This window comes from Achromobacter sp. ACM01, assembly GCF_014851745.1.
GTDB classification, from domain to species: domain Bacteria; phylum Pseudomonadota; class Gammaproteobacteria; order Burkholderiales; family Burkholderiaceae_B; genus Achromobacter; species Achromobacter aegrifaciens.
The window spans coordinates 36,968-59,539 of record NZ_JACVAF010000005.1 but is presented as its reverse complement, the minus strand read 5'-3'; the positions used below and the strand labels follow the sequence as shown (position 1 = coordinate 59,539).

The 22,572-nt window shown below is 66.1% G+C and carries 21 protein-coding genes; 9 read left to right on the top strand and 12 right to left on the bottom strand.

Translation table 11 applies throughout. The features are described 5' to 3' along the window. Positions 1-46 precede the first annotated feature (46 nt). The 8 genes from IB268_RS23035 to IB268_RS23000 all read right to left on the bottom strand — a co-directional run bounded on the left by IB268_RS23035 (position 47) and on the right by IB268_RS23000 (position 7,699). Positions 47-1,348: a UDP-N-acetylglucosamine 1-carboxyvinyltransferase gene (locus tag IB268_RS23035; protein ID WP_054456262.1), complete on the bottom strand. Its 1,302-nt coding sequence runs from the start codon at positions 1,346-1,348 to the stop codon at positions 47-49. An 87-nt stretch (positions 1,349-1,435) separates the two neighbouring features. Beyond that, a complete protein-coding gene (locus IB268_RS23030; RefSeq protein WP_125472369.1) occupies positions 1,436-1,924 on the bottom strand; it encodes a hypothetical protein in 489 nt (162 codons plus the stop codon). A 96-nt stretch (positions 1,925-2,020) separates the two neighbouring features. Continuing rightward, positions 2,021-2,506, bottom strand: a complete 486-nt coding sequence (locus tag IB268_RS23025) for a nucleoside deaminase (RefSeq protein WP_054456486.1) — start codon at positions 2,504-2,506, stop codon at positions 2,021-2,023. Positions 2,507-2,608: 102 nt separating this feature from the next. Then, positions 2,609-3,160: a hypothetical protein gene (locus IB268_RS23020; RefSeq protein WP_119451278.1), complete on the bottom strand. Its 552-nt coding sequence runs from the start codon at positions 3,158-3,160 to the stop codon at positions 2,609-2,611. A gap of 218 nt (positions 3,161-3,378) precedes the next feature. Further along, positions 3,379-4,128, bottom strand: coding sequence for a DUF899 domain-containing protein (locus tag IB268_RS23015; RefSeq protein WP_217472161.1), 750 nt, complete (start codon positions 4,126-4,128; stop codon positions 3,379-3,381). A 172-nt stretch (positions 4,129-4,300) separates the two neighbouring features. Continuing rightward, positions 4,301-5,269 carry a hypothetical protein gene (locus IB268_RS23010; protein ID WP_192354870.1) on the bottom strand — a complete coding sequence of 323 codons (969 nt, stop codon included), beginning with the start codon at positions 5,267-5,269 and terminating at the stop codon, positions 4,301-4,303. 57 nt (positions 5,270-5,326) lie between these two features. Beyond that, positions 5,327-6,109 (bottom strand): hypothetical protein, encoded by a 783-nt coding sequence (locus tag IB268_RS23005; RefSeq protein WP_054456266.1) that lies wholly within the window; start codon positions 6,107-6,109, stop codon positions 5,327-5,329. Between the two features lie 15 nt (positions 6,110-6,124). Next, positions 6,125-7,699 carry a diguanylate cyclase gene (locus tag IB268_RS23000; protein WP_192354869.1) on the bottom strand — a complete coding sequence of 525 codons (1,575 nt, stop codon included), beginning with the start codon at positions 7,697-7,699 and terminating at the stop codon, positions 6,125-6,127. A gap of 363 nt (positions 7,700-8,062) precedes the next feature. Between IB268_RS23000 and IB268_RS22995 the strand changes: the two genes are divergently transcribed. From IB268_RS22995 to IB268_RS22980, 4 genes are all read left to right on the top strand, one after another. Further along, positions 8,063-10,090: an alkyl/aryl-sulfatase gene (locus IB268_RS22995; RefSeq protein ID WP_225591463.1), complete on the top strand. Its 2,028-nt coding sequence runs from the start codon at positions 8,063-8,065 to the stop codon at positions 10,088-10,090. A gap of 94 nt (positions 10,091-10,184) precedes the next feature. Next, positions 10,185-10,664, top strand: coding sequence for a VOC family protein (locus tag IB268_RS22990; RefSeq protein ID WP_054456268.1), 480 nt, complete (start codon positions 10,185-10,187; stop codon positions 10,662-10,664). Positions 10,665-10,802: 138 nt separating this feature from the next. Further along, positions 10,803-11,468: a hypothetical protein gene (locus IB268_RS22985; protein ID WP_125472362.1), complete on the top strand. Its 666-nt coding sequence runs from the start codon at positions 10,803-10,805 to the stop codon at positions 11,466-11,468. Between the two features lies 1 nt (position 11,469). Then, positions 11,470-12,276, top strand: a complete 807-nt coding sequence (locus IB268_RS22980) for a hypothetical protein (protein WP_192354868.1) — start codon at positions 11,470-11,472, stop codon at positions 12,274-12,276. A 21-nt stretch (positions 12,277-12,297) separates the two neighbouring features. Here IB268_RS22980 and IB268_RS22975 read toward each other — a convergent pair whose 3' ends face one another. Next, the gene (locus IB268_RS22975; protein ID WP_192354867.1) at positions 12,298-13,233 is read right to left on the bottom strand and encodes a DNA/RNA non-specific endonuclease; all 936 of its coding nucleotides are present in this window, start codon (positions 13,231-13,233) and stop codon (positions 12,298-12,300) included. A gap of 243 nt (positions 13,234-13,476) precedes the next feature. Here IB268_RS22975 and IB268_RS22970 point away from each other — a divergent pair, with 243 nt between their 5' ends. Then, positions 13,477-14,652, top strand: a complete 1,176-nt coding sequence (locus tag IB268_RS22970) for a diguanylate cyclase (protein ID WP_054456489.1) — start codon at positions 13,477-13,479, stop codon at positions 14,650-14,652. A 16-nt stretch (positions 14,653-14,668) separates the two neighbouring features. Here the strand turns inward: IB268_RS22970 and IB268_RS22965 are convergent, their stop codons facing one another. Next, complete coding sequence (locus IB268_RS22965) at positions 14,669-15,073, bottom strand: hypothetical protein (protein WP_119451283.1); 405 nt, start codon at positions 15,071-15,073, stop codon at positions 14,669-14,671. A 170-nt stretch (positions 15,074-15,243) separates the two neighbouring features. Here IB268_RS22965 and IB268_RS22960 point away from each other — a divergent pair, with 170 nt between their 5' ends. Then, positions 15,244-15,786 carry a hypothetical protein gene (locus tag IB268_RS22960; RefSeq protein ID WP_192354866.1) on the top strand — a complete coding sequence of 181 codons (543 nt, stop codon included), beginning with the start codon at positions 15,244-15,246 and terminating at the stop codon, positions 15,784-15,786. A 110-nt stretch (positions 15,787-15,896) separates the two neighbouring features. After that, a complete protein-coding gene (locus IB268_RS22955) occupies positions 15,897-17,810 on the top strand; it encodes a radical SAM protein (RefSeq protein WP_192354865.1) in 1,914 nt (637 codons plus the stop codon). Positions 17,811-17,834: 24 nt separating this feature from the next. On the opposite strand, the gene IB268_RS22950 is transcribed toward IB268_RS22955, so the two are convergent. Then, on the bottom strand, positions 17,835-19,535 hold the full coding sequence (locus IB268_RS22950) for an NAD(P)H dependent flavin oxidoreductase family protein (RefSeq protein ID WP_192354864.1): 1,701 nt from the start codon (positions 19,533-19,535) through the stop codon (positions 17,835-17,837). A 90-nt stretch (positions 19,536-19,625) separates the two neighbouring features. Here IB268_RS22950 and IB268_RS22945 point away from each other — a divergent pair, with 90 nt between their 5' ends. Together IB268_RS22945 and IB268_RS22940 are read left to right on the top strand one after the other, a co-directional pair. Continuing rightward, on the top strand, positions 19,626-21,653 hold the full coding sequence (locus IB268_RS22945; protein WP_192354863.1) for an aminotransferase class I/II-fold pyridoxal phosphate-dependent enzyme: 2,028 nt from the start codon (positions 19,626-19,628) through the stop codon (positions 21,651-21,653). Then, entirely contained in the window at positions 21,650-22,066 is a 417-nt protein-coding gene (locus IB268_RS22940; protein ID WP_192354862.1) for a VOC family protein, read from the top strand. The genes IB268_RS22945 and IB268_RS22940 overlap by 4 nt, the downstream gene beginning before the upstream one ends. A 28-nt stretch (positions 22,067-22,094) precedes the next feature. Here IB268_RS22940 and IB268_RS22935 read toward each other — a convergent pair whose 3' ends face one another. Beyond that, entirely contained in the window at positions 22,095-22,526 is a 432-nt protein-coding gene (locus IB268_RS22935) for a VOC family protein (protein ID WP_054456277.1), read from the bottom strand. Between the last annotated feature and the right edge of the window lie 46 nt (positions 22,527-22,572).

Genomic DNA, 22,572 nt, shown 5'->3' with positions numbered 1-22,572 from the left:
CGGCCCGCTCCCGTTATGCGCGCCGTGGCGTGCGTATCTGGAAAGCTTACTCCTCGCTGGTCCATTCCACCTGCACGCCGAGGCTGCGCAGGTTTTCGACGAAGCGGGGATGCGCGCGGCGGATCGGCGTGGCGTTGCGGATTTCCGAGCGGCCGTCGATGCTGCTGGCGATCATGAAGAGCGCGATGGCGACGCGGATGATGTAGGGGCTTTCGACCACCGCGGGCGTCAGCGGCCGGCCGCCAAACGTGATCAGCCGGTGCGGATCGGACGAAAACACGTGCGCGCCGAACTTGGACAGCTCACCGGTCCAGCCCAGCGCGCCGTCGTAGACCTTGTTCCAGAACATGGCGTTGCCCTCGGCGCACACGCCCAGCGCGATGAAGATGGGCAGCAGGTCCACCGGGAAATAGGGCCATGGCGCCGCTTCGACCTTGGTCAGCACATTGCTGGTGAAGGGCGTCTGTACCTTCAAGGGGCCCGAGCGCAGCGCGCGCGACCAGCCGTTCTCGTGCACGATCTGCACGCCGAACTTGGCGAAGGTGCGGTCGATCAGCGGGAAGTTCGCGGGCGTGCTGTTGCGCACCACCACGTCGCCGCCCGTGATCGCGCCCAGCGCGAGAAAGGTGGTGATCTCGTGGAAGTCTTCCTCGAAGGTGAATTCGCCGCCGCCCAGGCTGACGCCGCCGCGCACCGTCAGCCGCGAGGTGCCGATGCCGTCGATGTCCGCGCCCATCATCGCCATGAAGCGGCAGAACTCCTGCACGTGCGGCTCGGAGGCGGCGTTGGTCAGCGTCGACTCGCCTTGCGCGGCGGCGGCGCACAGCACGAAGTTCTCGGTGGTCGTCACCGAGGCGTAGTCCAGCCAGTGGTGGGTCGGCTTCAACGGGCCGCTGCTGCGGACCAGCAGCGAGCCGCTGGCGCGTTCCACCTCGCCGCCGAAGGAGCGGAAGATGTCCACGTGCGGATCGATCTCGCGCACGCCCAGGGTGCAGCCCTTGACGTTGTCTTCCAGGCGCGCGACCCCGAAGCGCGCCAGCAGCGGCGGCACCAGCATGATGGAAGAGCGCATTTCCTCGGGCAGCCGGTGGCGGGCGGCGTCGAAGGCGGTGTCGCGGTGATGCAGGTCCAGGGTGCGGGTGGACTCGTCCAGCCGCACCTCGCTGCCCAGCGTGCGGAAGATGTCCAGGATCTTGCGCACGTCCGTGATGTCGGGCACGCCGTGCAGCCGCAGCGGCTGGTCCGTCAGCAGGGTGGCGCACAGCACAGGCAGGACCGCGTTCTTGTTGGCCGAAGGGATGACGCGGCCGCGCAAAGGGGTGCCGCCGTGGACGATGAGGTTGGACATGGAGCGAGTAGGGCCAGAAAAAACAGGGAGATGGGAGCTTGCGGAGCTCCGGTTAATTTCACACTTTAAGGGCGCACGGCGGCCGTGTCATGCCGGCCTGGCCGCGCCCGGGCCGGGATTCTTGCGGATCAGGACCCAGCCGCCTATGGTCAGCGCCAGCCCGCCGGCCAGATAAGGCAGGCCGAAAATCAGCGCCCAGAAAAACAGCGCCGTATAGGCGTCGTTGGCCGCCTGCTTGCCGCCGCTGGCCGGATTGAAGATGCCGGGTTCCATTGCAAGCACGGCGCCGAGCAGGTTCAGCAGGACGGCCAGGCCGAGCATGGCGCAGCCCCAGCCGATCAGGCGGCGAAAATTTGGAATGCGGACCAGCGCTGCGACTAGCGCCACGCCTATCAGCAGCGACACGACGCCCGTCGTGATCAGCATTCTGTCCAGCGCCGCCATATAGGCAAGCCCAGTCAAGTCCGCCAGCCCGAGCGCCTGCTGCATGACCGGATTGACGACGCCGCCGCTGGCCCAGGCGACTAGCAGGCCGAACGCGATGCTGGTGAGCCATTTGGTCAGGGCAGAGGGCATGCGGGAGTCCTGTTCATAGTGCGGTGCAGCGAGAATACTGCGGATTGCTGCTGACGATTGAGACGGGCGGTAACGGCGAACCGTGCAGGGCGCCGCCTAGCCGCGGCGGCGCATTCTTTCCTGGTGCAGCAGTTTGATCTGTTCGGCGAATTCCGGCACGGGACCTTCCACCGGTATGCCGTCCACGACTTCGGCGATGGCCAGCGGCCGCACCTTGGTCGTGGGGGCGACGCCCCATTCCCGCAGCCATTCCCGGTACTGGGCAGAAGAACTGGCATAGACGATCCGGCCCAGGCCCACCCAGCCATGCGCGGAGGCGCACATGGAGCAGTGCTCGCCCGAGGTGTAGACGGTGCAGGCCGAGCGCTCGGCCGGCGGCAGATTGCTGGCGGCCCAGCGCGCGATCTCGAATTCCGGATGCCGCGTGCGGTCGCCGCTGGAGACATGGTTGTGGTCTTCGAACAGGACCACGCCGTCGGGTGAAACCAGCACCGAGCCGAAGGGTTCGTCGCCCGCTTCCAGCGCCTGTTTCGCCAGCTCGACGCAGCGCGCCAGGTGCTTCTTGTCCACTTCGGTGATCATGTAAACCTCCTCAGATATGCCGCGCGCCGTGGCGCCGGCGGACTGCGGCATGAGGAGGCCGCCGGCATCGATGCGCAAGCATAGCCTTCTTGCAGGCTGGGCTCAGTAGTACACGTCCACGTAGTCCGTCAGCCCGCCGCAGGCTTCCATCTGCTGCAGGCGCCAGTACTTGCGCTTGCCGGTCGCGCGGAACTCGAACTCGCCGTTGCGTTCGCAGCGGCGGCCCTTGTCCGGCGCGTCCAGGATCAGGATCGTGCCGCGGAAGATAAAGCGGTCGCTGGCGATGGAGACGATATCGCCCTTGATCTTCAGCGTGCCTTCGTGGTTGGCCTGCGTGCCCTCGATGCGGACCACGTCGTTTTCATCCGTCGCGGTCAGGTGGCCGCGCTGCGCGGACCAGAGCCATTGCAGGGTGATGCCGCTGTTGTTCATCAGGCGCTCATAGGCGGCCTGGTTCTGGATGTCGGTCTTCTGCACCGAACCCGAGGGCGCTGCCGTGGCGGGTGCAGCGGCAGGCGCGCCGTGCGCCTTGATCGGCGGTACGGCCATGGCCGGCGCGGTTGCCGCAAGCGCCAGGCCCGCCGCCAGCAGCAGGCCGGACATCCGCTTTTTTCCCTGGGCGATGATCGTGTCGCTCTCGAGGTTCTTGTGCATGGGTTCTCGTCAAATAGGGGTAGGAGGGCGCAGCGGCCCGGCAACGGCCGCCTGACGGGGACGCTGGGGATGCGCCTGGGCCGAAGGTCGGCGGGCGCATAAATTAGCACGGTCATCGGACCCCGATAATTGCTGTTGTTTGAGCTTGTGTATCTATTGGTTATTTTAATTACCAATGAATACGGCAAGCGGCCGCGCCCGGCCAGCCGCCCGCCCGCTCACCGTTTGGCGGCTGCGCTCTGCGCCCGGAATGCGGCCTCGCCCGCATCGGAAATCTCGACCCATTTTCTGTCCGGCGGCGCGTCCGGCACGTAGCTGTCGTGCCAGTTCCACCACTTGTAGGTCGGGGTCTGCGGATAGCCTTCAGGAGAATCCTCCCAGACTTCCTGGCGGCCCAGCGGCGTGATGTCCAGGTAGTTCCAGGTGCCGCCCATCTGCTCGTCGCCGCGGTTGTTGAGGAAATAGGTGCGGAAGATGCGGTCTCCGTCGCGGTAGAACACATTGGTGCCATGCCACTCGTCCACGCCGAAGTCGGTATCGAAGCCATCGGTCAGCGTGTACCAGGGCATCTTCCAATCCATCTGCGCTTTCAGCCGCGCAATGTCCGCCTGCGGCGCCCGGGACAGGAAGACCAGCGTGGTGTCGCGGGCGTTCAGGTGCGCCAGATGCGCGACCTGGTCGGCCACCATGGAGCAGCCGCGGCAGGCGTGCTCCGGCCAGCCATACACGCCCGGCTCGAAGAAGGCGCGGTAGACGATCAGTTGGCGGCGGCCGTCGAACAGGTCGGGCAGGGCGAGCATGCCCGACGGGCCTTCGAACGCATAGGCCTTGGTCACTGGCGTCCAGGGCATGCGCCGGCGTTCGGCGGCCAGCGCATCGCGGGCGCGGGTGTGGGCTTTTTCCTTGACCAGCAGTTGCTGGCGGGCGGTTTCCCAGTCCTGGGGCGAGACGACCGGGGGCGTGCGCATGGGCGCGCCATTGCTTGATGCAGTCATGATTTCCTACCTCCTTATCGCGGGCCGAGGCCCTGGCGCAAGGGTCTGCGCGCAGACTGGCTGCTCGGCGGCCTGGAAACAGTCTGGCATCGCCGGGCGGAGAGGGGGGAGTAACAAATCCGGCGCAATTCCGCCGGCGGCCGGCTCAGAAGCTCACTGCCAGCCCGACGGAGAAGCCCGACACATTGGTGCCGAACACATAGCGGCCCACCAGCCGGGTGCGGGTGATGATCACGTCATAGGCGCTGGAATCCAGCTCCAGGCCGGCGCCCACGGAGGTCAGCCGGTCGAATCCCAAGATGCCGCGCTGGTCGCCCAGGAACTCAGAGTGCGTCAGCTCCAGCACGTAGCGCAGCGGCCGTTGCAGCATGACGAATCCCGTCGGCGCACGGTAGCGCGCCCACAGATTGGCCGATTGCGCCGTGGCGTGGCCCTCGACGGCGGCAGAACTGTTGAAGCTCTGCAAGCGCATGTCGGAATAGCGCAGCTCCACGTCGACCTCGTAACCGGGGCGGTAATGCTCATAGTCCAGCATCAGCGAGCCGCCCAGGCCATAGGCGTTGAGCGAACCCTTGTCCAGGAAGCTGATGTCCTTGCCGGTCTGGCGGCCCACATACCAGCTGGCGGCGCGCAGGTCGCTGGTGACGTTGCCCAGCGCAAAATTGAAGATGGGCCGCAGCTTCAGTTCGTCGGTCAGCTTGAAGTCCCAGCCTATGCCGCCGGTGGCCGAAAAGCTGTTCCACTTGGTGGGGATGCTGCGGGATTCGGCGCCCTGCGTGGCGACGAAGGTCGGATCGTAGCGGCTGGCGGCCAGCACGCCTTCCAGGTAGATGGGGACCGATTTGGAGATGGTGTCGCCGCCGCCCTGCTGCGTCATGGCGAATTCGCTGGATCCCGAGACCGATCCGCTGCCTCCGCCTATGTTCAGGGAACTGGTCGTGATGTCGGGCACGATGGAGAACGACATGATCGCGAGCACCCCGTTGGCGCGCTTTTGCAGGTCGTCCTGGCTTAGCCGCAGGCCCTGGGCCATGGCAGGAGCAAAGCTTGCGCTGCCAAGCAGCGCGAGCAACCAGCCTGAACGCCGTATCACCATCATCACGGGCGGGGGCATGTCATCTCCGGAATGAATGCGTGTCCAACAGCAGCCGGCCTTGCGGCGTCAGCGAATCTACTTGGCCGCGGCAGGCGGGTCAACCATGGCCTGCCGCTGGGCGGCCAGCAGCGCATCGCTCTGGTCGATCCGAATCGTGCCTATGCGTGGAAACTCGAAGTCCACGATGATGTATATCGCAGCGGTCATGACCACGGCATAGACCAGTTGATGCAGCAGGCTGTCGCGTTGGGACAAGGCCAGTTTCGATCCGATGAGGCAGGCGCAGACCAGGGCCAGAAAGACCAGAAAGGCATAGGTCGCAACGGGCGGGTGAACCTTCTGCGCCACGGTCTGCGCGGTGGACACGTCGAACATGTCGTTGACTGCGCCCACATACGACGCGGCAAAGGGCGGCACGGCATGGCGCGCCGCGCTCATGGAGGTGGTCCAGATTTCTTTCTGCAGGGCCCCCACGCGGGCCGCAATCGCTTCGCGTTGATCCAGCGCGGCGACGTGGCTGTAATACTCGATACGGCTGTCGACATAGCGGCGGAACTGCTCGCGCAGCTTGGGCTGGTCGGCGGCATCGAGCATGTCGATGCGCAGCCACGCCGTCCCGATGGCATTGACCTCCTGGACCAGCAGGTCGCGGCGCTCGGCCATGCGCTGGGCCGCGCCCGAAAACGTGAAGGCCACCAACAGGCCCAGCAGCGCGAACACGGATGCCTCGATGGCGGCGGTCCCCGCGCCGCTTTTGTCGTCCGCGCCATGTCCGAGCCGTCTTCCGATTCTCATGGCAAGCAGCAGCAGCGCGAAGAACAGGACAGCCAAACCCGCCAGCAAGAGGGAATAGTTCATTTGGTCACCGTGTGTTCAATTGCGCTTGTTCGGAGGGGACTGTTCGGTGGTGGCGCGGTCGCGCCATAGCGTCACGCGGTTGCGGCCTAGCTGCTTGGATTCGTAGAGCGCTTCGTCCGCCCGCCGTATGACGTCGGCGGCGGATTCCCCGTCCTGCGGCCAGAGCGCGACGCCGATCGACACGGTTACACGGCCTACGCTGTCCGGCATAAGGCGTCGGGCTACGGCGGTGCGCAGGCGTTCGGCGATCTCGCACGCCTTTTCGGCCGAGCCGGTAGGCAACAGGGCGATGAACTCTTCTCCGCCCACCCTGAAGGCGCGATCCTGGTCGCGCAGGCCGGCGCGGATTACCTCGGCCAGTGCGATCAGCACTTTGTCGCCCGTCATGTGGCCGAAGCTGTCATTGATGCGCTTGAAGTGGTCCAGATCCATGGCGATGACGGCCACGGATGCGCCATCGGCCGCGTAGGCGTCCAGCACGTCGGTCATGGCGCGGCGGTTCAATAGTCCGGTCATGGGATCCGTCAGCGCCTGGGTATTCAGGCGACCCACCTCGTCCTGATGCTGGTTGAGCGTCAGCTCCACCGCGTCGCGCAAGGTGTCGGCCTCGGCATACCATGCGTTGAGCCGTCCGAGGTCCACGCCAGGCGATTTGCCCGCGCTCATGGCGCGCGTCAGACGCGACAGCGGCGAGGCGATGGCATAGGCCAGGCCGCATACCAGCAACAGCGTGAGCACGATCGCCGGGATGGCCGAGCGCAGGGCATCCCCGAGCAATTCGCGCAGCGGCGACAGCACCTGATCCAGCGAACGCTGAGCCACCACGGCCCAATTGCCCTTGGCCAAAGGCGCGTAGCCGATCAATATGGCGCCGCCGTCCGCCTTCGGATAAAGGGCGGCGCCGCCGTGCCGTGCGGGCTCCAGGCTGGCCAGATCGAACGTCCCGGCAGGGGCATGCCTGCGGTACAGCACGTCGCCGTTGCTGCCGACCAGGAACACCGACATGCCGGCGATTTCGTCGCGGTCGCCGATGATGCGGTCCATGCCGCTGCCGGCGTCCAGCGTGATGGCGATGGCCAGGTAGGCCAGGGGCGCGCCGGCCGCGTCTTCCACGGGTTCGGCCACGGTAAGCACCGCGGCTTGCGCCCCGGGTATTGTCGTCACCCAGGACGCTGGGCCCTGGGCGCTTATGCCCAGGTCGGCAAGACGCAGGACCTTGGCATCCGCGAGCTGCCCCATGGGGGAACGGGCGACGATACGGCCCTCGGCGTCGGCCAGCATGACCGCGTGCAGCGAATCGATCTGGCCGGCCAGGCGCTGCAACTCATCCTGCAGCGCTTGGGGCTTGCCCAGGGAGCCCGGAAGCCGGTCGGCGGCGCTCCGGGCCTGGCGGTGCAACGCGGCGACATAGACGTCGATGACCTCGGCCAGTTTTTCGGCGCGCGCGTGGTTGGCGGCCAGCGCGTTCTTGATGATCTGCGCCTTCTGTACCTGGTAGCTCGAGTACATGGCGTTGGAAAAGCCGACGGCCACGCTCAGCACGGCCAGGGCGACCAGTACCGCAAGCAGGCCGATTTTGCGCTTGCGCATGCCTGCGTGGCTAGACCGGGGGCTCATCGAAGCTCCATGCAATATGCCATGCCTGGGGTGGGTATCGACCGCGTTCAGTCTGACAAAGATAAATGGAGGCGCCGCCGTTCGCAATGCGAAACGTGATTAATTGCAATCCACGATTGATTTAGAAGGAAAAATGTGTAGGCTTTGTTCGATACAGCCAACACCCCGTCGCATGCGATCGCTCATCCGGGCTGATTCCTTTCTCCTCCGGCGCGTCGGCCTCACGCTTCGTCCCCTGCAAGTTTGATCTTGTCCTCTGCATTCGCCTGACTCAGTTGCTTGCCGGACCGCCATATTCAGGGCGGTTTGTCCTCTACCCGTCTGGAGAAAGTGATCATGAAGCTGCTTCGCCGCGCGACCGATTTCCATGCACAGCAACGCCTGCCGTCCAGGCGCTGTCGTTGCTCGGCGCCAGCCGCATTGACGGCCCTGGCGTTCGCGCTTGCAGCGCCGGCATGGGCGGCTAATGGACCCAAGCCCGCCGAGGCCTCCACCAAGGAGGCCAACGCGGCCCTTCTGAAGGAATTGCCGTTCTCGGACAAGACCGCCTTCGAATTGGCCCATAAAGGCTTCATCGCGCCGCTGCCCGCCGGCATGATCAAGGGCGCCGAGGGCAACCTGGTCTGGGATTCGGACAAGTACGGCTTCATCAAGGAAGGCTCGGATGCGCCCGACACCGTCAATCCCAGTCTGTGGCGCCAGGCGCAACTGATCAATATTTCGGGCCTGTTCCAGGTGATGGACGGGATCTACCAGGTCCGCAATCAGGACCTGTCGAACATGACCATCGTCGAAGGCAAGGAAGGCCTGACGATCATGGATCCGCTGATCTCCACCGAAACGGCCAAGGCCGCGCTGGACCTCTACTATCAGCACCGTCCCAAGAAGCCTGTCGTGGCCGTCATCTACACCCATAGCCACGTGGACCACTACGGCGGCGTGCGCGGCGTGGTCGACGAGGCCGAGGTGAAGGCGGGCAAGGTCAAGATCTATGCCCCGCTGGGATTCCTGGAACACGCCGTGGCCGAAAACGTGATGGCCGGCACGGCCATGAGCCGCCGCGCCAGCTACATGTACGGGAACCTGCTGCCGCCCAGCGCGACGGGCCAGGTGGGCGCGGGCCTGGGCACGACGACCTCGGCGGGCACGGTCACGCTGATTCCGCCCACCGACATCATCGAAAAGACCGGCGAAAAGCGCACCATCGACGGCCTGACCTATGAATTCCTGTACGCGCCCGGCAGCGAAGCGCCTGCCGAGATGCTGTACTACATCAGGGAAAAGAAGGCGCTCAACACGGCCGAGGACTCCACCCACACGCTGCACAACACCTATTCCTTGCGCGGCGCCAAGATCCGCGATCCGCTGGCCTGGTCGAAGTACCTGAACGAGGCCCTGAACCTGTGGGGCGACGATGTCGAAGTGATGTACGCCATGCACCACTGGCCGGTCTGGAACAACAAGGACGTGCGCGAACAGCTGAGCCTGCAGCGTGACATGTACCGCTACATCAACGACGAGACCTTGCGCCTGGCCAACATGGGCTACAACAAGGAAGAGATCGCCGAACAGGTCAAGCTGCCCAAGTCCATTGCCAGCAAGTTCTCCAACCGCGGCTATTACGGCTCCGTCAACCACAACGTCCGCGCGACCTACGTGCTCTACCTGGGCTGGTTCAACGGCAATCCCGCCACCTTGCACACCCTGCCCATCGAAGAGGGCGCCAAGCGCTACGTCGACATGATGGGCGGCGTGGACGCCGTGGTGAAAAAGGCGCGCGAATACTATGCCAAGGGCGACTATCGCTGGGTGGCCGAGGTGGTCAACTACGCGGTGTTCGCCGATCCGAAGAACCAGGAGGCGCGCAACCTGCAGGCCGATGCGCTGGAGCAGTTGGGCTACCAGGCCGAAAGCGGCCCGTGGCGCAACTTCTACCTGACCGGCGCGAAGGAACTGCGTGAAGGCGTGCAGAAGCTGCCGGTGCCGGACACCGCCAGCCCGGACACCGTGCGCGCCATGACGCTGGACATGCTGTTCGACTACTTCGCGGTGCGGCTGAACCGCGAGAAGACCGAGGGCAAGCACGTCGTGCTGAACGTGGATTTCACCGACACGAAGCAGAAGTACATGCTCGAAATGGCCAACAGCGTGCTGAACCATTCCGAAGGCAAGGCGGCCAAGGATCCCAGCGCCAGCGTGTCGCTTAGCCGCGAGACGCTCAACAACATCATGCTGAAGCAGACCACGCTGAAGGACGCCATGGCCAAGGGCGACGTCAAGGTCAGCGGCGATCAGGCCAAGCTGGCCGAAGTGTTTGGGGCGCTGGATGATTTCCCGTTCTGGTTCAACATCGTGACGCCGTAAGGCGGGATGCGAGAGGCCGATCCAGGCCTCTCGCCATATGCGCCGAAGTCTCGCTCGCCGTCGTGCTTGCAAGGCTATCGGCAGGAGTATGAATATGACCAGCAAAAATACCGTCTGCCTCTGGTACGACCAGGATGCCCTGGAAGCCGCGCAGTTCTACGCCCGGACTTTTCCGGACAGCGCTGTGCGAAAGATTCTGCGCGCGCCGGGGGACTATCCTTCGGGCAAGCAGGGCGATGTGCTGACCGTCGAGTTCACGGTCGCGGGCATACCCTGCGTGGGCCTGAACGGCGGCCCGGCCTTCAAGCACAGCGAGGCCTTTTCCTTCCAGATTTCGACCGAAGACCAGGCCGAGACCGACCGCCTCTGGGACGCCATCATCGGCAACGGCGGCCAGGCCAGCGAATGCGGCTGGTGCCGGGACAAGTGGGGCCTGTCGTGGCAGATCACGCCGCGCGTGCTGATCGAAGCGATCTCGGACCCCGATCCCGCCACAGCCAAGCGCGCGTTCGACGCGATGATGACGATGGGCAAGATCGATATCGCGGCCATTGAGGCGGCGCGGCGGGGGTAGGGGAGGATTCCTCCTTTTGGCTGATTCCCGCGGCAATGGCGCGATCTATCATGGATACACCGCACGCGGGCCGGCCATCTGCACGGCCAGTCCCTGGAGGCGGCGGCGTTTGCGCGATCATCCTCGGGGAGCTTTCCTATGGCCACGCTTGCGGTCCGCCTTATGGCGGCCATCGTGTCGGCCGGCATCGGCCACGCGGCGTTCGCGGGACCGGGGCAGGCCATTGAGGCCACCGGGAAGTCGCGTTCCTCGACTTCCTCGCGCGGCAATGCCGACGCCGCCATCGATGCGGCGCAACGCGCCCTGAGCGATTACCTGCGAGACTCCAGCCAGCAGGATGATGCGCTGCTGAACCAGGAGACGCAGGACCGGCTGCGGCAGCAATATGAAGATGCGCAGAACGCGGCGGCCAGGGCCCGGGCGAAACAACAGGAAGCCGACTACCTGCGCAACCGCGACCGGATCAAGGAGCGCTATAGCACCGATCCCGCCCTGAACCCCTGGGGCAACAACGCCGCCAGCCGCGACAAGCCGCGCAATGCCCCCGCCGGCGCGCCGGATCCATCCCCTTCATCCAAGACCGCCGCCAAGGATCCTGGGCTCGATTACGCCGGCCAGGCCTGCGAGTATTTCACCCGCCCCTCGGATGCCGCGCATCTGAACTACTACAGCGAAGGTTCGACCGTCGTCTATGGCGGGCGGGTCTATCAATGCAAGGACGGACGTTGGGCGTACCGCTATCCCGATACGGTGCTGAGCGCGCGCGACCGCAGCCGGCTGTCGGCCACCCAACTGGAGAAGTGATATGGCATTGTTTGCTTCGGTGGCGGCGGCCGTGCTGGCCTCTTCGACCCTCGGCGCCCCGCTGGGCTTGGGTGACGGGAGAAGCGAAGCCTTGTTCAAGGCATATTCGGCTGCCCTGGACTTGGGGTTCCAGGCGATGGGACCCAGCATGAAGCGCGCGCTGGCGACGTATTGCCAGGACGGGCTGACCGTCGAGGGCTACTGCGTCTGGGTGGTGCAAGGGGTAATCATAGGCAGCCATCTCAGTGGCAATTACGAGGACGTGCTGCGCTATGGAGACCGCTACGCCGCCGCAAGGCTGGCGGATCTGCGGTCCAGGCGTGAGCCACTGGGCGCCTGCCTGCCCGCGTACGTGAGCACGGTGAAGCCGGGCACGACCAGCACCTTGATCTCCTGGAGTTCCCCCGTGCCTTCCTTGGTCTACCTGGCCCAAGCTCGCCTCAAACGGCCTGCGACGGGCTCGTACTATCAGGCGTTCTATTGCGCGCGCCGCGCTCCGAACGAGCTGCTGGACGCTTATGATCCCCAGCATTCCAGCGTGCCGGCGAGCGAAGCCGAAGCAACCGTAGCCCGCAAGTTCGAATCAGAAATCCTGCGGCCGATGCGCGCGGCGAGCGAGCAGCTGCAAGCCGAACTCACGCGCTCCATCCACTCCGACAGCACGGCGCTCAGCCGCAATTTCCTGCAGACCGCGGTGCTGTACGGAAACGCCTACACCGCGTGCAGCCGAGCCCGCTTTCCGGCCAATCTTTGCGGCTATCTGAGCGCGGACCGCATCGAAGTCGAGTTCTACGAGTCCAAACTATGAGCGGGCTCGTCAGTCCGCGCATCAGCTGCCTGCCGGCAGCACCCGGATGCCCGTGCGCTTGACGAATTCTTCGTAACTGATCGGCGGCCCGGCCTTGGTGCTGGCGGCGTTGGCCTGCCAATGCACCCACGAGCGCCCGGTGGTCGCGTCATACACGACCTTGTAGATGTACGTGGGCACGGCCACGCCCGCGCCTATGGTCTTGGGCTTGTCGGCATAGACGGGACCGGTGAAGACGTAGACGTCGCCGGCGGCGCGCATCACGTACTTGCGCGTGTCCTGCTCGATGCTGCTCCAGGCGCCGCCGTTGTGTATCTGATCCTGCGGCACCATGTTGGCCAGCGAGAAGCTCTGCGCCATGGCTTCGGGCGTGGACATGTCGCCCGCCGGCGCCATGTGGCCGCGCGAATAACCGGAGCCGCGGTAGTCGTCCAGCTCGGCCCGTTCGGCGCGCGGCAGCCGCGCTTCGGCGTAGAACTTGTCGGTGCGACGCTGCCCCTGGGCCTGGGTCAGCATCTGGCGATTCAGGCGTTCCGCCACGAATACCGGCGTCTTGGTCTGCCCGTCGTGCAGGATGGCGAAGGCCGAGAAGCACACCTCCCGCAGCTTCTGGCCGCCCGGGACTTCCGGCGGGCGCGAATGCGGAAAGAACTGCCGGCATTCGGCAAACATTGTTTGAACAGGCGCCCCTGTCCGCGCTGCGGTCGGCACCGCCGCGGGCGCCGCGGTCTGGCGCTGCTGCGGCCATCCCAGGCGCGTGATGACTTCCTGCACCGACGCCGGGATCCGCCACTGCGGATTCAGCATATAGGTCGCCGCGCCGAAACTCGCCAGCGACGAGAACAGCAGGGCCTTCAGGAATCGGGGGAAGCGGCCGCTGGATCGGGAACCGGCCCGGGCCTTGGATCTGCTTGGGGGACTTCTCTTCTTGGAAGCGGGTGTCTTCGCGCGCGTCATTACTACCTGTGAGCTACTGCCCGATTGCAGTTGGCAATCGGCACCGCCACGAATTGTAGATGAGTGGCAAATTTGCCACTTGCACGGGATTCTTTCGTTTGAAGAGACGGCTGCGCGGTCCGGTGTTGCATGACGCGCAACCAAGTTGTGACAGGGGTTACGCTATGTTTCCATGACGCATTTCCCACGTAGAATCCTTGCTGGCTGCGGCGATTGCTGCGGCGCGATATCCACGCGTTGAAGATGTACGTCGATCTCCTCACCCTTTACTTCATCATCATCGGAACGCTGCTAGCCAGTGCAGGCCTGACGTTCTGGGAGCATCGGACCCACCCCAGCCGCAGCGGATCATTGCGCATCCTGGCGGCGGGCTTCGCCACGCTGGCCGTGGGCTGCACTGTCGCGCTGTTTCGCGCGAGGCTTCCCAGCCCGTTGGGCTCGGCCGTCGCCAATCTCATCGTCCTCAGCGGCTATCTCCTCATCATGAACGGCGCGGCCTCGTTGAGCGGCAGGCGCCATCGGGGCGCTTCCATCGGTTTGCTGGTCGTCATGGCGCTGATCTGGCTGGCGGCCGGCGCACAGTGGGAGGATCTCGTCTGGAAGTACATCAGCGCATTCCCGATCGCGTTGGTCAGCGGCGTGACCGCTTGGGAACTGCTGCGGTGCCAGTCGCTCAGGTCGTTGACGCCGCTGCGCATTGCAACGGCGGCGGTAACCCTCCACGCACTGGTCTACGCCGCGCGCGCCTTCATCCTGCCCTGGTGGGTGGCGGAGCACGGGCCGGCCATACACCTGACCGCCAGCACCCTTACCATGTACGAAGGCGTGCTGTATTCCATCGTGCTGCCGATGACGCTGCTCAAGCTGATCCGCGAAGAGACCCACGGCCAGCTGTTGCGAGAGTCGCAGACGGACTATCTGACCCGCCTGGGCAACCGCCGCTGGTTCTTCGAACAGGGCGCGCGCATTATCGAGGGCGGGGCAGGGCGCGGGCCGGTTGCGGTGCTGGCCTTCGATCTGGACCAGTTCAAGGCCATCAACGACAGGTACGGCCATCAGACGGGCGATCAGGTGTTGAAATTCTTCGCCGACAGCGCGCGTTGCGTGTTGGGCGACGACGTGTTGCTTGCGCGCATCGGTGGCGAAGAGTTCGCCGCCCTTTTGGCCGGTCCCGACGCGCGCCGCGCAACGGTGCTGGGCGCGGCCGTGGCGCAACGCTTTTCCGTAACGGTGTCCGGTCGGGACGACAGTCTGGGCATACCGGCCACGGTCAGCGTCGGGTTGGCGCAATTCGAGGACAAGGTTCCGCCCTTGGCCGACGCGCTGGCCGCGGCCGACCGGGCGCTGTATCAGGCCAAGGCGCTGGGCGGGAATAGGGTGGAGCTGGCGGGTGCTGCCGCAAGCGCGGTGAACTGCTGACCGCGACCGGCCCGGATCAGGTCCGGCGTCGCGACCGCGGCCTGGGCGCCACCCCCATCCGCGAATCACGCGCCAGCGCAAGCTGCGCCAACCGCGCCGCGATTGTCTCGAAGTCCTCGTCGGTCTGGGGCAGGTACAGCCATTTCCCCAGCACGGGGTGCGGGCGCAGGGCGGGGAACTCCGCCAACAGTGCCTCGTGGCGCTCCTGCGAGGTGCAGACGAGCAGGCCGCTCCAGGGATCCTCGCGATCGGCGGCGACCAGGTACAGCAGGCCGTCCAGGTAGGCGGCATCGCAGCCGAACATCTTGCGGCGCAGGTAGCCGGCATCGCGTTCCAGCGGTTCCAGGATCCAGAGCAGCGAATTGAGGCGGACGTTCCGTTGCTTGGGGGGCGGGGCGAATGGGTCTGATCGGTTGCGCATGGGGTGACTTCTGGCGGGACGGGTTGCGGCGGGAACCCAAGAATAATGGTAATAATGGTGCCGGATTAAAGTTTCGACTGCGAGGGGATAGCGTGCATTGCTCTAGATGCGGAGCCGCCCACAAGGGCAAGAACAGCGTATGCGACGAATGCGCGAGAGTGCTGGGCAACATGCCTAGCAAGAACATCTTCGCATCGGACACCGGCAGTTTTGCGGCGAACGAGACACCGCCGGCGGTGACGAATCCGCGGCCCGCCGCCAGTCCGCCAGCCGCCGCGGCCTCTCGCGGCAGCTGGGCTGAAGCATTCCAGCGCTACCACATTGTCCCCCTGCGACTGCGCGGCAAGCCCGTCAAGACGGTCTGGCTGTTGGCTGCCGGCGCGGCGGGCTTGGCGATCACCGCCCTGGGCGTCTACGCCTGGGGGATGTCGGCGTGGTGGTTCATCCTGATATTCCTGAGTTTCATCAGCCTGGATACCGGCAATGACCTGAAACGCAAGCGTTATTCGCGGTTTTTCATGATGTGCAACCTGGAGGCCAATCGCGCCGGCGAGGTTTTCTATACGGAGATTGGCGGCCAGTGCCCGGTATGCGATGGCGAATTGAAGCTCAGGGAAATCGGTCCGAAGCGAGATAAGAAGACAATGGCGGTGTGCTGCGTGAATGGCAACCACCGCTGGCGATTCGACCCCCGCGTGCTCGGCGATCTTTGACGCCTGCGTCCGGCCCAACCCGCCGGTTGTTGCCGGGCGGCGGGTCTGGTTCTGCCGCGCTGCCTATAATGGCCCCGATCCCCGCTTTGACGGCAATCTTGCCGTGCTTCATGTCCTCTCTGCCTTTACGCGTGCTGTCGGTCATCCCGCCGATGACGCAGCTCAATACTCCGTATCCGTCCACCGCCTACCTGACCGGCTTTCTGCGGTCGCGCGAGGTGACCTCGTTCCAGGAAGATCTGGCGTTGGCCCTGGTGCTGCGCCTGCTGTCGGCCGACGGCCTGCGCGCCGTGGCGGAACGCGTTGCTGCCTTGCCGGCGAACAAGCACAGTCCCGCGGTCCAGTCCTTCGCGGCGCAGCAGGCGCGCTATCTGGCGACCATCGGGCCTGTGATCGCCTTCCTGCAGGGCCGCGATTCGACGTTGGCGCACCGCATCGTCGGCCGCCATTTCCTGCCCGAGGGGCCGCGCTTCAGTTCGCTGGACGTGTATCTGGACGAAGACGGCGGCGATCCGCTGGGCTGGGCCTTCGGCGCCCTGGGCCTGCATGACCGTGCCAAGCATCTGGCGACCCTGTACCTGAACGACCTGGCCGACGTGCTGCGCGACGCGGTGGATCCGCGTTTCGAGTTCGTGCGCTACGCCGAATCGCTGGCGGGCAGCCAGCCCACGTTCGACCCGCTGGCCCAGGCGCTGGCGGCGCCGCCCACGCTGGTGGATGACATGCTGCGCAGCCTGACTTCAGAAGCGCTGGCCCGCCACACACCCACCGTGGTGCTCCTGTCCGTGCCGTTCCCCGGCGCGGTCTACGCCGCCTTCCGCATCGCCCAGACCATCAAGGCGCACGATCCCGGCATCGTCACCGTGCTGGGCGGCGGCTTCGTCAATACCGAACTGCGCGAACTGAAAGACCCGCGGGTCTTCGATTATTTCGACTACGTGACCCTGGACGCGGGCGAGCGTCCCTTGCTGTCGCTCCTGGAGCACCTGCAGGGCAAGCGCTCGCGCCAGCGCCTGGTGCGCACCTTCCTGCGCGACGCGGACACGGGCGCGGTGCGCTACGTCAACATGGTCGAACCCGACATCGCCTTTGCCGAAGTGGGCACGCCCACCTGGGATGGGCTGCCGCTGGACCGCTACCTGTCGCTGCTGGACATGCTGAATCCCATGAACCGGCTGTGGAGCGACGGGCGCTGGAACAAGCTGACCGTGGCGCATGGCTGTTATTGGAAGAAATGCAGCTTCTGCGACGTCAGCCTGGACTACATCGGCCGCTACGAAGGCGCGTCCGCCGCGGTGCTGGCCGACCGCATCGAGGCCATCGTGCGCGAAACCGGGCAGACCGGTTTCCACTTTGTCGACGAGGCCGCGCCGCCCAAGTCGCTCAAGGCGCTTGCGACCGAACTGATCGCGCGCGATACCGGTATTTCGTGGTGGGGCAACATCCGTTTCGAAAAGACCTTCAGCCCCGAGCTTTGCGAACTGCTGGCCGACAGCGGCTGCATTGCGGTGTCGGGCGGCCTTGAGGTCGCCTCGGACCGCCTGCTGAACCTGATGAAGAAGGGCGTTTCGGTCGACCAGGTGGCACGGGTCACGCGCGCCTTCACGGACGCCGGCATCCTGGTGCATGCCTACCTGATGTACGGCTTTCCCACGCAGACCGTGCAGGACACCGTGGACGCGCTGGAGTACGTGCGGCAACTGTTCGACAACGGCTGCATCCAGAGCGGCTTTTTCCACCGGTTCGCCTGTACGGTGCATTCACCAGTGGGACAGAACCCCGAGGAATACGGCGTTACCCTCAAGCCCCTGCCGCCAATCACCTTCGCCAAGAACGACGTCGGCTTCCATGACCCTACCGGCGTGGATCACGATGCGCTCGGCCGTGCGCTGAAGAAGGCCATCTACAACTACATGCACGGCATCGGGCTGGACGAGGACGTGCGCAGCTGGTTCCCGTTCCATGTGCCGAAGACCACCGTGTCGAAGCACCGGATCAGCCGGGCACTGAGCCAGCGGGGGTAAGGCGCGGGCTTCGCGCCCGCCGCGCTAGCGCAGCAACACGTCCTCGTAGAACGCGCCCATCGGCCGCTCTGCATCCCGCACCTGGATCTCCAGTACCCAGATGCCGTCGGCGGGTACGAAGTCCGCCTGCGCCAGCAGATGTTTGCCGTACAGCGCATGCGGAAAATCCGATACCCGGTGCCCGGGAATCTCGCGCACCAGTTCGCAGCCTAGCTCGCGCGCATATTCCGAGGCGCGGTCGTACAGGGCGGCGCCCGTCAGGCCTTCCAGCCACGCCAGGCGGGCGCGCCGGAAGACCTCGCGCGCGGCTTCGGCGCAGCGCAGGCGGTCTGCATCGGCGCCCAGCACGAAGGTGTCGCCATAGTCGCCCTCGTGGCCGTCCCACACCGGGCCGATGTCCAGCACGAAGATGTCATGTTCCTGCAGCTTGCGGTCATAGTCGGTGCGCTGGATGGGCGGGGACTGCGTATCCGGGCCGAAGCGCACATAGGTCGGGTGCCAGTTGTTGGACGCGCCCATCCGGCGCAAGTGCTCGTCCGCCACTGCGATGGCCTCGCGCGTGGTCATGCCGGGGCGCATCAGCGCGGCGATTTCCGCCACCGCCTGCATGGAGCGCTGGCGCGCGTCGAGGATGCCTGCGAGCGTGTAGCGCGGACTGAGGCGCTCCCAGGGATGCGCCTCGCGCTGCGGCGCGGCGCCGGCCGTGCCTCCCGCCGCGGGGTGGAAGGCCTCGGACCGGTAGCGGTCGGCGGGCAGGCCGGCCGCCAGCAGCCGGTCGCGGGCCGCCAGCACCATTGCCGGATTGCCGCAGGCGTAGACCAGGCTGCGTGACCAGTCGTGGTCCGCGGCGATGGCGGCGTCCTGCACGTGGCGGGGCTGACCATCTGCGCGATCGGCCTGGGACAGCACCGCATGCCACTGGAACCCGTCGCCCTTGCCCTGCAAGGCATCCAGCATCTGCCCGGCGTAGCAATCGTCCGGCGTGCGTCCGCCCCAGTACAAGGTCACCGTCTTCAGCGCGCGGCTTTGCAGCGCTGCCATAAGGATGGGAGCCACGCCCGCATAGCCCGTGCCGGTGGCCAGCAGCACCAGGTGGTCGATGCCGGCAGGCATCTCCGCAGGCCAGGTGCAACTGCCTTGCGCGCCGTCCAGGGTCAGCATGTCGCCGGGCTGGAGGCCGGGCAGGATGCCATCGGTGAAGGCGCCGCCGGGCATGCGGCGGATGTGGAACTCCAGTCGGGCAGGCCTCGCCGCGCCGGGCGCATTCGCAATCGAGAAGTTGCGGCGGGCGCCGCCGTCCAGGATCAGTCGGGCATGTTGGCCGGGCAGGTAGCCGTAGTCGTCCTCGCCCTGCATTTCGACGATGAGCTGGGTGACGTCGGGGGCCAGCGGCAGGCGCGACGCGACGCGGGCGCGGCGCGGCGGACTGGGTTCTTCGGGGGCGCGCCAATGCGGGAAGCGCAGCGTCAGGTCGCTGGCGGCGCGGCACTGGCACATCAGCAGTTCGTCGCTGGCCGTCTGGTAGCCGCCGTCCGCGGGCGGCGCCATGCGTTCATAGCTGCCATCCATGACCACGGCGCGGCATGAGCCGCAGGCCCCGCGCTGACAGGAGAAGGGTACGGGTATGCCCTGGGCCAGTGCCGCCTCCAGGATCGAGGTCGTGCCGTCCGTGAAGAAGGGGCCGGTCTCCAGGGTGATGGTGTGGCAGGGCGCAGTGGCGGTCATGGCGGGTTCCAGGAAATTTGCCCCGCACGGGGCTCAGGCAGCCAATCTACCGATAGAATGGCTACATGAAATAGAGCCATTTCTCTCAATATGAACAAGCCACTTTCCGCAGGGCAGCCAGGAGCGAAACGCCAGGAAGCCAGCCTGGACCTGCCGATGGACGCCGCGCGGCCAGGGGAGTCCAAGCAGGCCTGGGTCTACCGCGAGATCCGCGAACGCATATTGAAGGGCGCGCTGCCGTCCGGCGCGCGCCTGCCGTCCACGCGCAGCCTGGCCGCGCGCTGGCACATTGCGCGCTCCACGGTCGAGGCTGCCTACGACCAATTGCGCAGCGAAGGCTATACCGCGGGCACGGTGGGTTCGGGCACATACGTGGCGGCGGTGATTCCGGACAACTTTTTCCGGGCGGGGTTGCCGGGCGAGAGCGCCGCAACGTCCCAGGCCCCGGAGCCGCGGCCGGCAACGCAAGCAGGCGAGCCGCAGCCCGCGCCCGCTGTCAGCCCGCCTGGGGCCGCGCCGCATATGGCCGCGATCTACGCGCCGTTGCAGCCCAACTCCCAGTTCTACTCCCGCAGCGCCGACGCCGCGCTCTTCCCCATGGAACGCTGGCGCAAGGGGCTGATGGCCAGCGCGCGGCGCGTCACGCCGGCCCAGCTTGCCAACGATGAACCGCAAGGCTGGCGCCCCTTGCGCGAGCAGATCGCCCGCTATCTGGGCGCGGCGCGCGGCATCAGCTGCGATCCGGAGCAGGTCATCGTCCTGGGCGGCATCCGCGACGGCCTGGACCTCTGCGGCCATCTCCTGCTGCAGCCGCAGGACAAGGTGCTGATCGAGGATCCGGGCTACCTGAATGCCGAACCGATCTTCGGCCAGTACACGCGGCACATCGTTCCCTTGGCCATCGATGCCGGCGGCTTTCCGGTTGCGCAGGCGCGGCGCCAGCGCGGCGTAAAGCTCGTGCACGTCACGCCCGCCCACCAGGCGCCTACCGGCGCCACCATGCCCGTGTCCCGCCGCCTGGAGCTGCTGGACTGGGCCGCGCAGGCCGGCTGCTGGATCGTCGAGGACGACTACGACAGCGAATTCAGCTACGACGGCGCGCCGCTGGCCGCCCTGAAAAGCCTGGATACGGCCGATCGCGTCATCCATTGCGGCAGCTTCAACAAGACCTTGTTCAACGCGCTGCGCATCGGCTATGCGGTGGTGCCCAAGGAATTGGCGCCCGCTTTCGTGCAGGCGCGCCGCCGCGCGGGGCGCTCGCCCAGCATCATCGAGCAAATGACGCTGGCCGCGTTCCTGCAGGACGGCAGTTTCGCGCGCCACGTGCGCAAGGCGCGCGGCGTGTACGCGCGCCGGCGCGACGCCGTGCTGCGCGCCTTGCGCCAGGCCGTCGGCAGCGATGCATTGCGCGTCGGTGGCGAACACGCCGGCTTTCATCTGCTGTGGTGGCTGCCCCCGGGCTGGGATGTGGCGCAGGCCGTGGCGGCGGCGCGGGCCGCGGGCGTGGGCATGCAGCCGGTGGCGGACTTCTGCCGCAAGGTGAAGCTGGCGTCGGGTGTGGTGGTGGGCTATAGCACGGTGCAGGAAGACGCCTTGCTGAAGCTGGGAACACTGCTGGCACAAGCCGCGCCAGGCGCAGGCGCGCAGCAGGATCCGGGCTTGCTGCGCCGCCTGCTGCGCGTCAAGGACCGGATGGACGCGGCCTCGCACGAAGCCTGGCCGGTGGAGCGCCTGGCCGAGGTCAGCGGCATCTCCAAGGCCCATTTCGCGCACTCCTTCAAGCGCGCCTTCGGCCTGCCTCCGCACCGCTACCTGTTGACGCGGCGTATCGAACAAAGCGTGGCCATGCTGCGGGACACGGAGCAGAGCGTCACTGAAATCGCCTATGCGACCGGGTGGGAAAGCCTCGGCACCTATAGCCGCATTTTCCGCGACGTCACCGGGCTCAGCCCCAGCGCCATGCGGGTGCAGGCGCGGGCGGGGACGCCGCCACTGGACAGCATGCCCGGCTGCGTAGCGAAGGCCGCGCAGCGCCCCGACCTCAACATCGCTGTTTTGGAGAAGCGCCGCCGCGAGACCGACGGTAAATTTCCGCCATCAACCAAGGAGGTCTCATGAACTCAGGCATCAACGTGGCGGGTATATACGTGGACGATCAGGACGCGGCGCTGGCGTTCTACGTGGACAAGCTCGGATTCCGCGTCCATACGGACGTGCGCAACGGGCCGTACCGGTGGCTGACGGTCCAGCATCCGGACCAGCCCTCGTTTCAGCTCGGCCTGTTTGCGCCCGGCCCGCCCATCCACGACGAGGCCACGGCGCAGACGCTGCGTGCCATGGTCGCCAAAGGCGCGATGCCGCCTCTGGTCCTGCATGTGGCCGACTGCCGCGCAGACTATGCCCGGCTGCAGGCGTTGGGCGTCGAGTTCACGCAGGAACCCATCGAACGCTATGGTAGCGTGGACGCGGGCTTTCGTGATTCGGCGGGCAATGGCTGGAAGATGATCCAGGCGCCGCGGGGCGCGGCCTGACGTCCAGCCCCGGGCGCCGGCGGCGCGTTCAGTAGGTGATCCGCACCGAGGCCGCGCTGCGTTGGGCGCCCGCGCGGGTGACGGCTTCGATATTGTTGCCGTCCGGGTCCAGCACGAACGCGGCGTAGTAGCCGGCATGGTAGTTTGCGCGCTCGCCCGGCGGACCGTTATCCCGGCCGCCATGCGCCAACGCCGCCTGGTAGAAGGCATCCACCATGGCCCGGTCTTCCGCCTGGAACGCCAGATGGATGCGGCCGGTCAGTTCGCCCTGCACCTCGGCGCTGCCGCGCGAGGAAATGAACAGCTCGTCCGTCCAGAAGTCCGGGCCGTCGGAACCGCCGATGGGAATCTTCAACGCATTGAAGACCGCCGTGTAGAACGCCTTGCTGGCGGGCAGGTCGCGCACCACCAGCCCGATGTGATCGATCAAGCGGCCCTTATGTCGTTCTTTCTGCGCCATGAATCGCTCCCGGCTATGGCAGTGGGGGAAGAATCAGCGGTGTCAG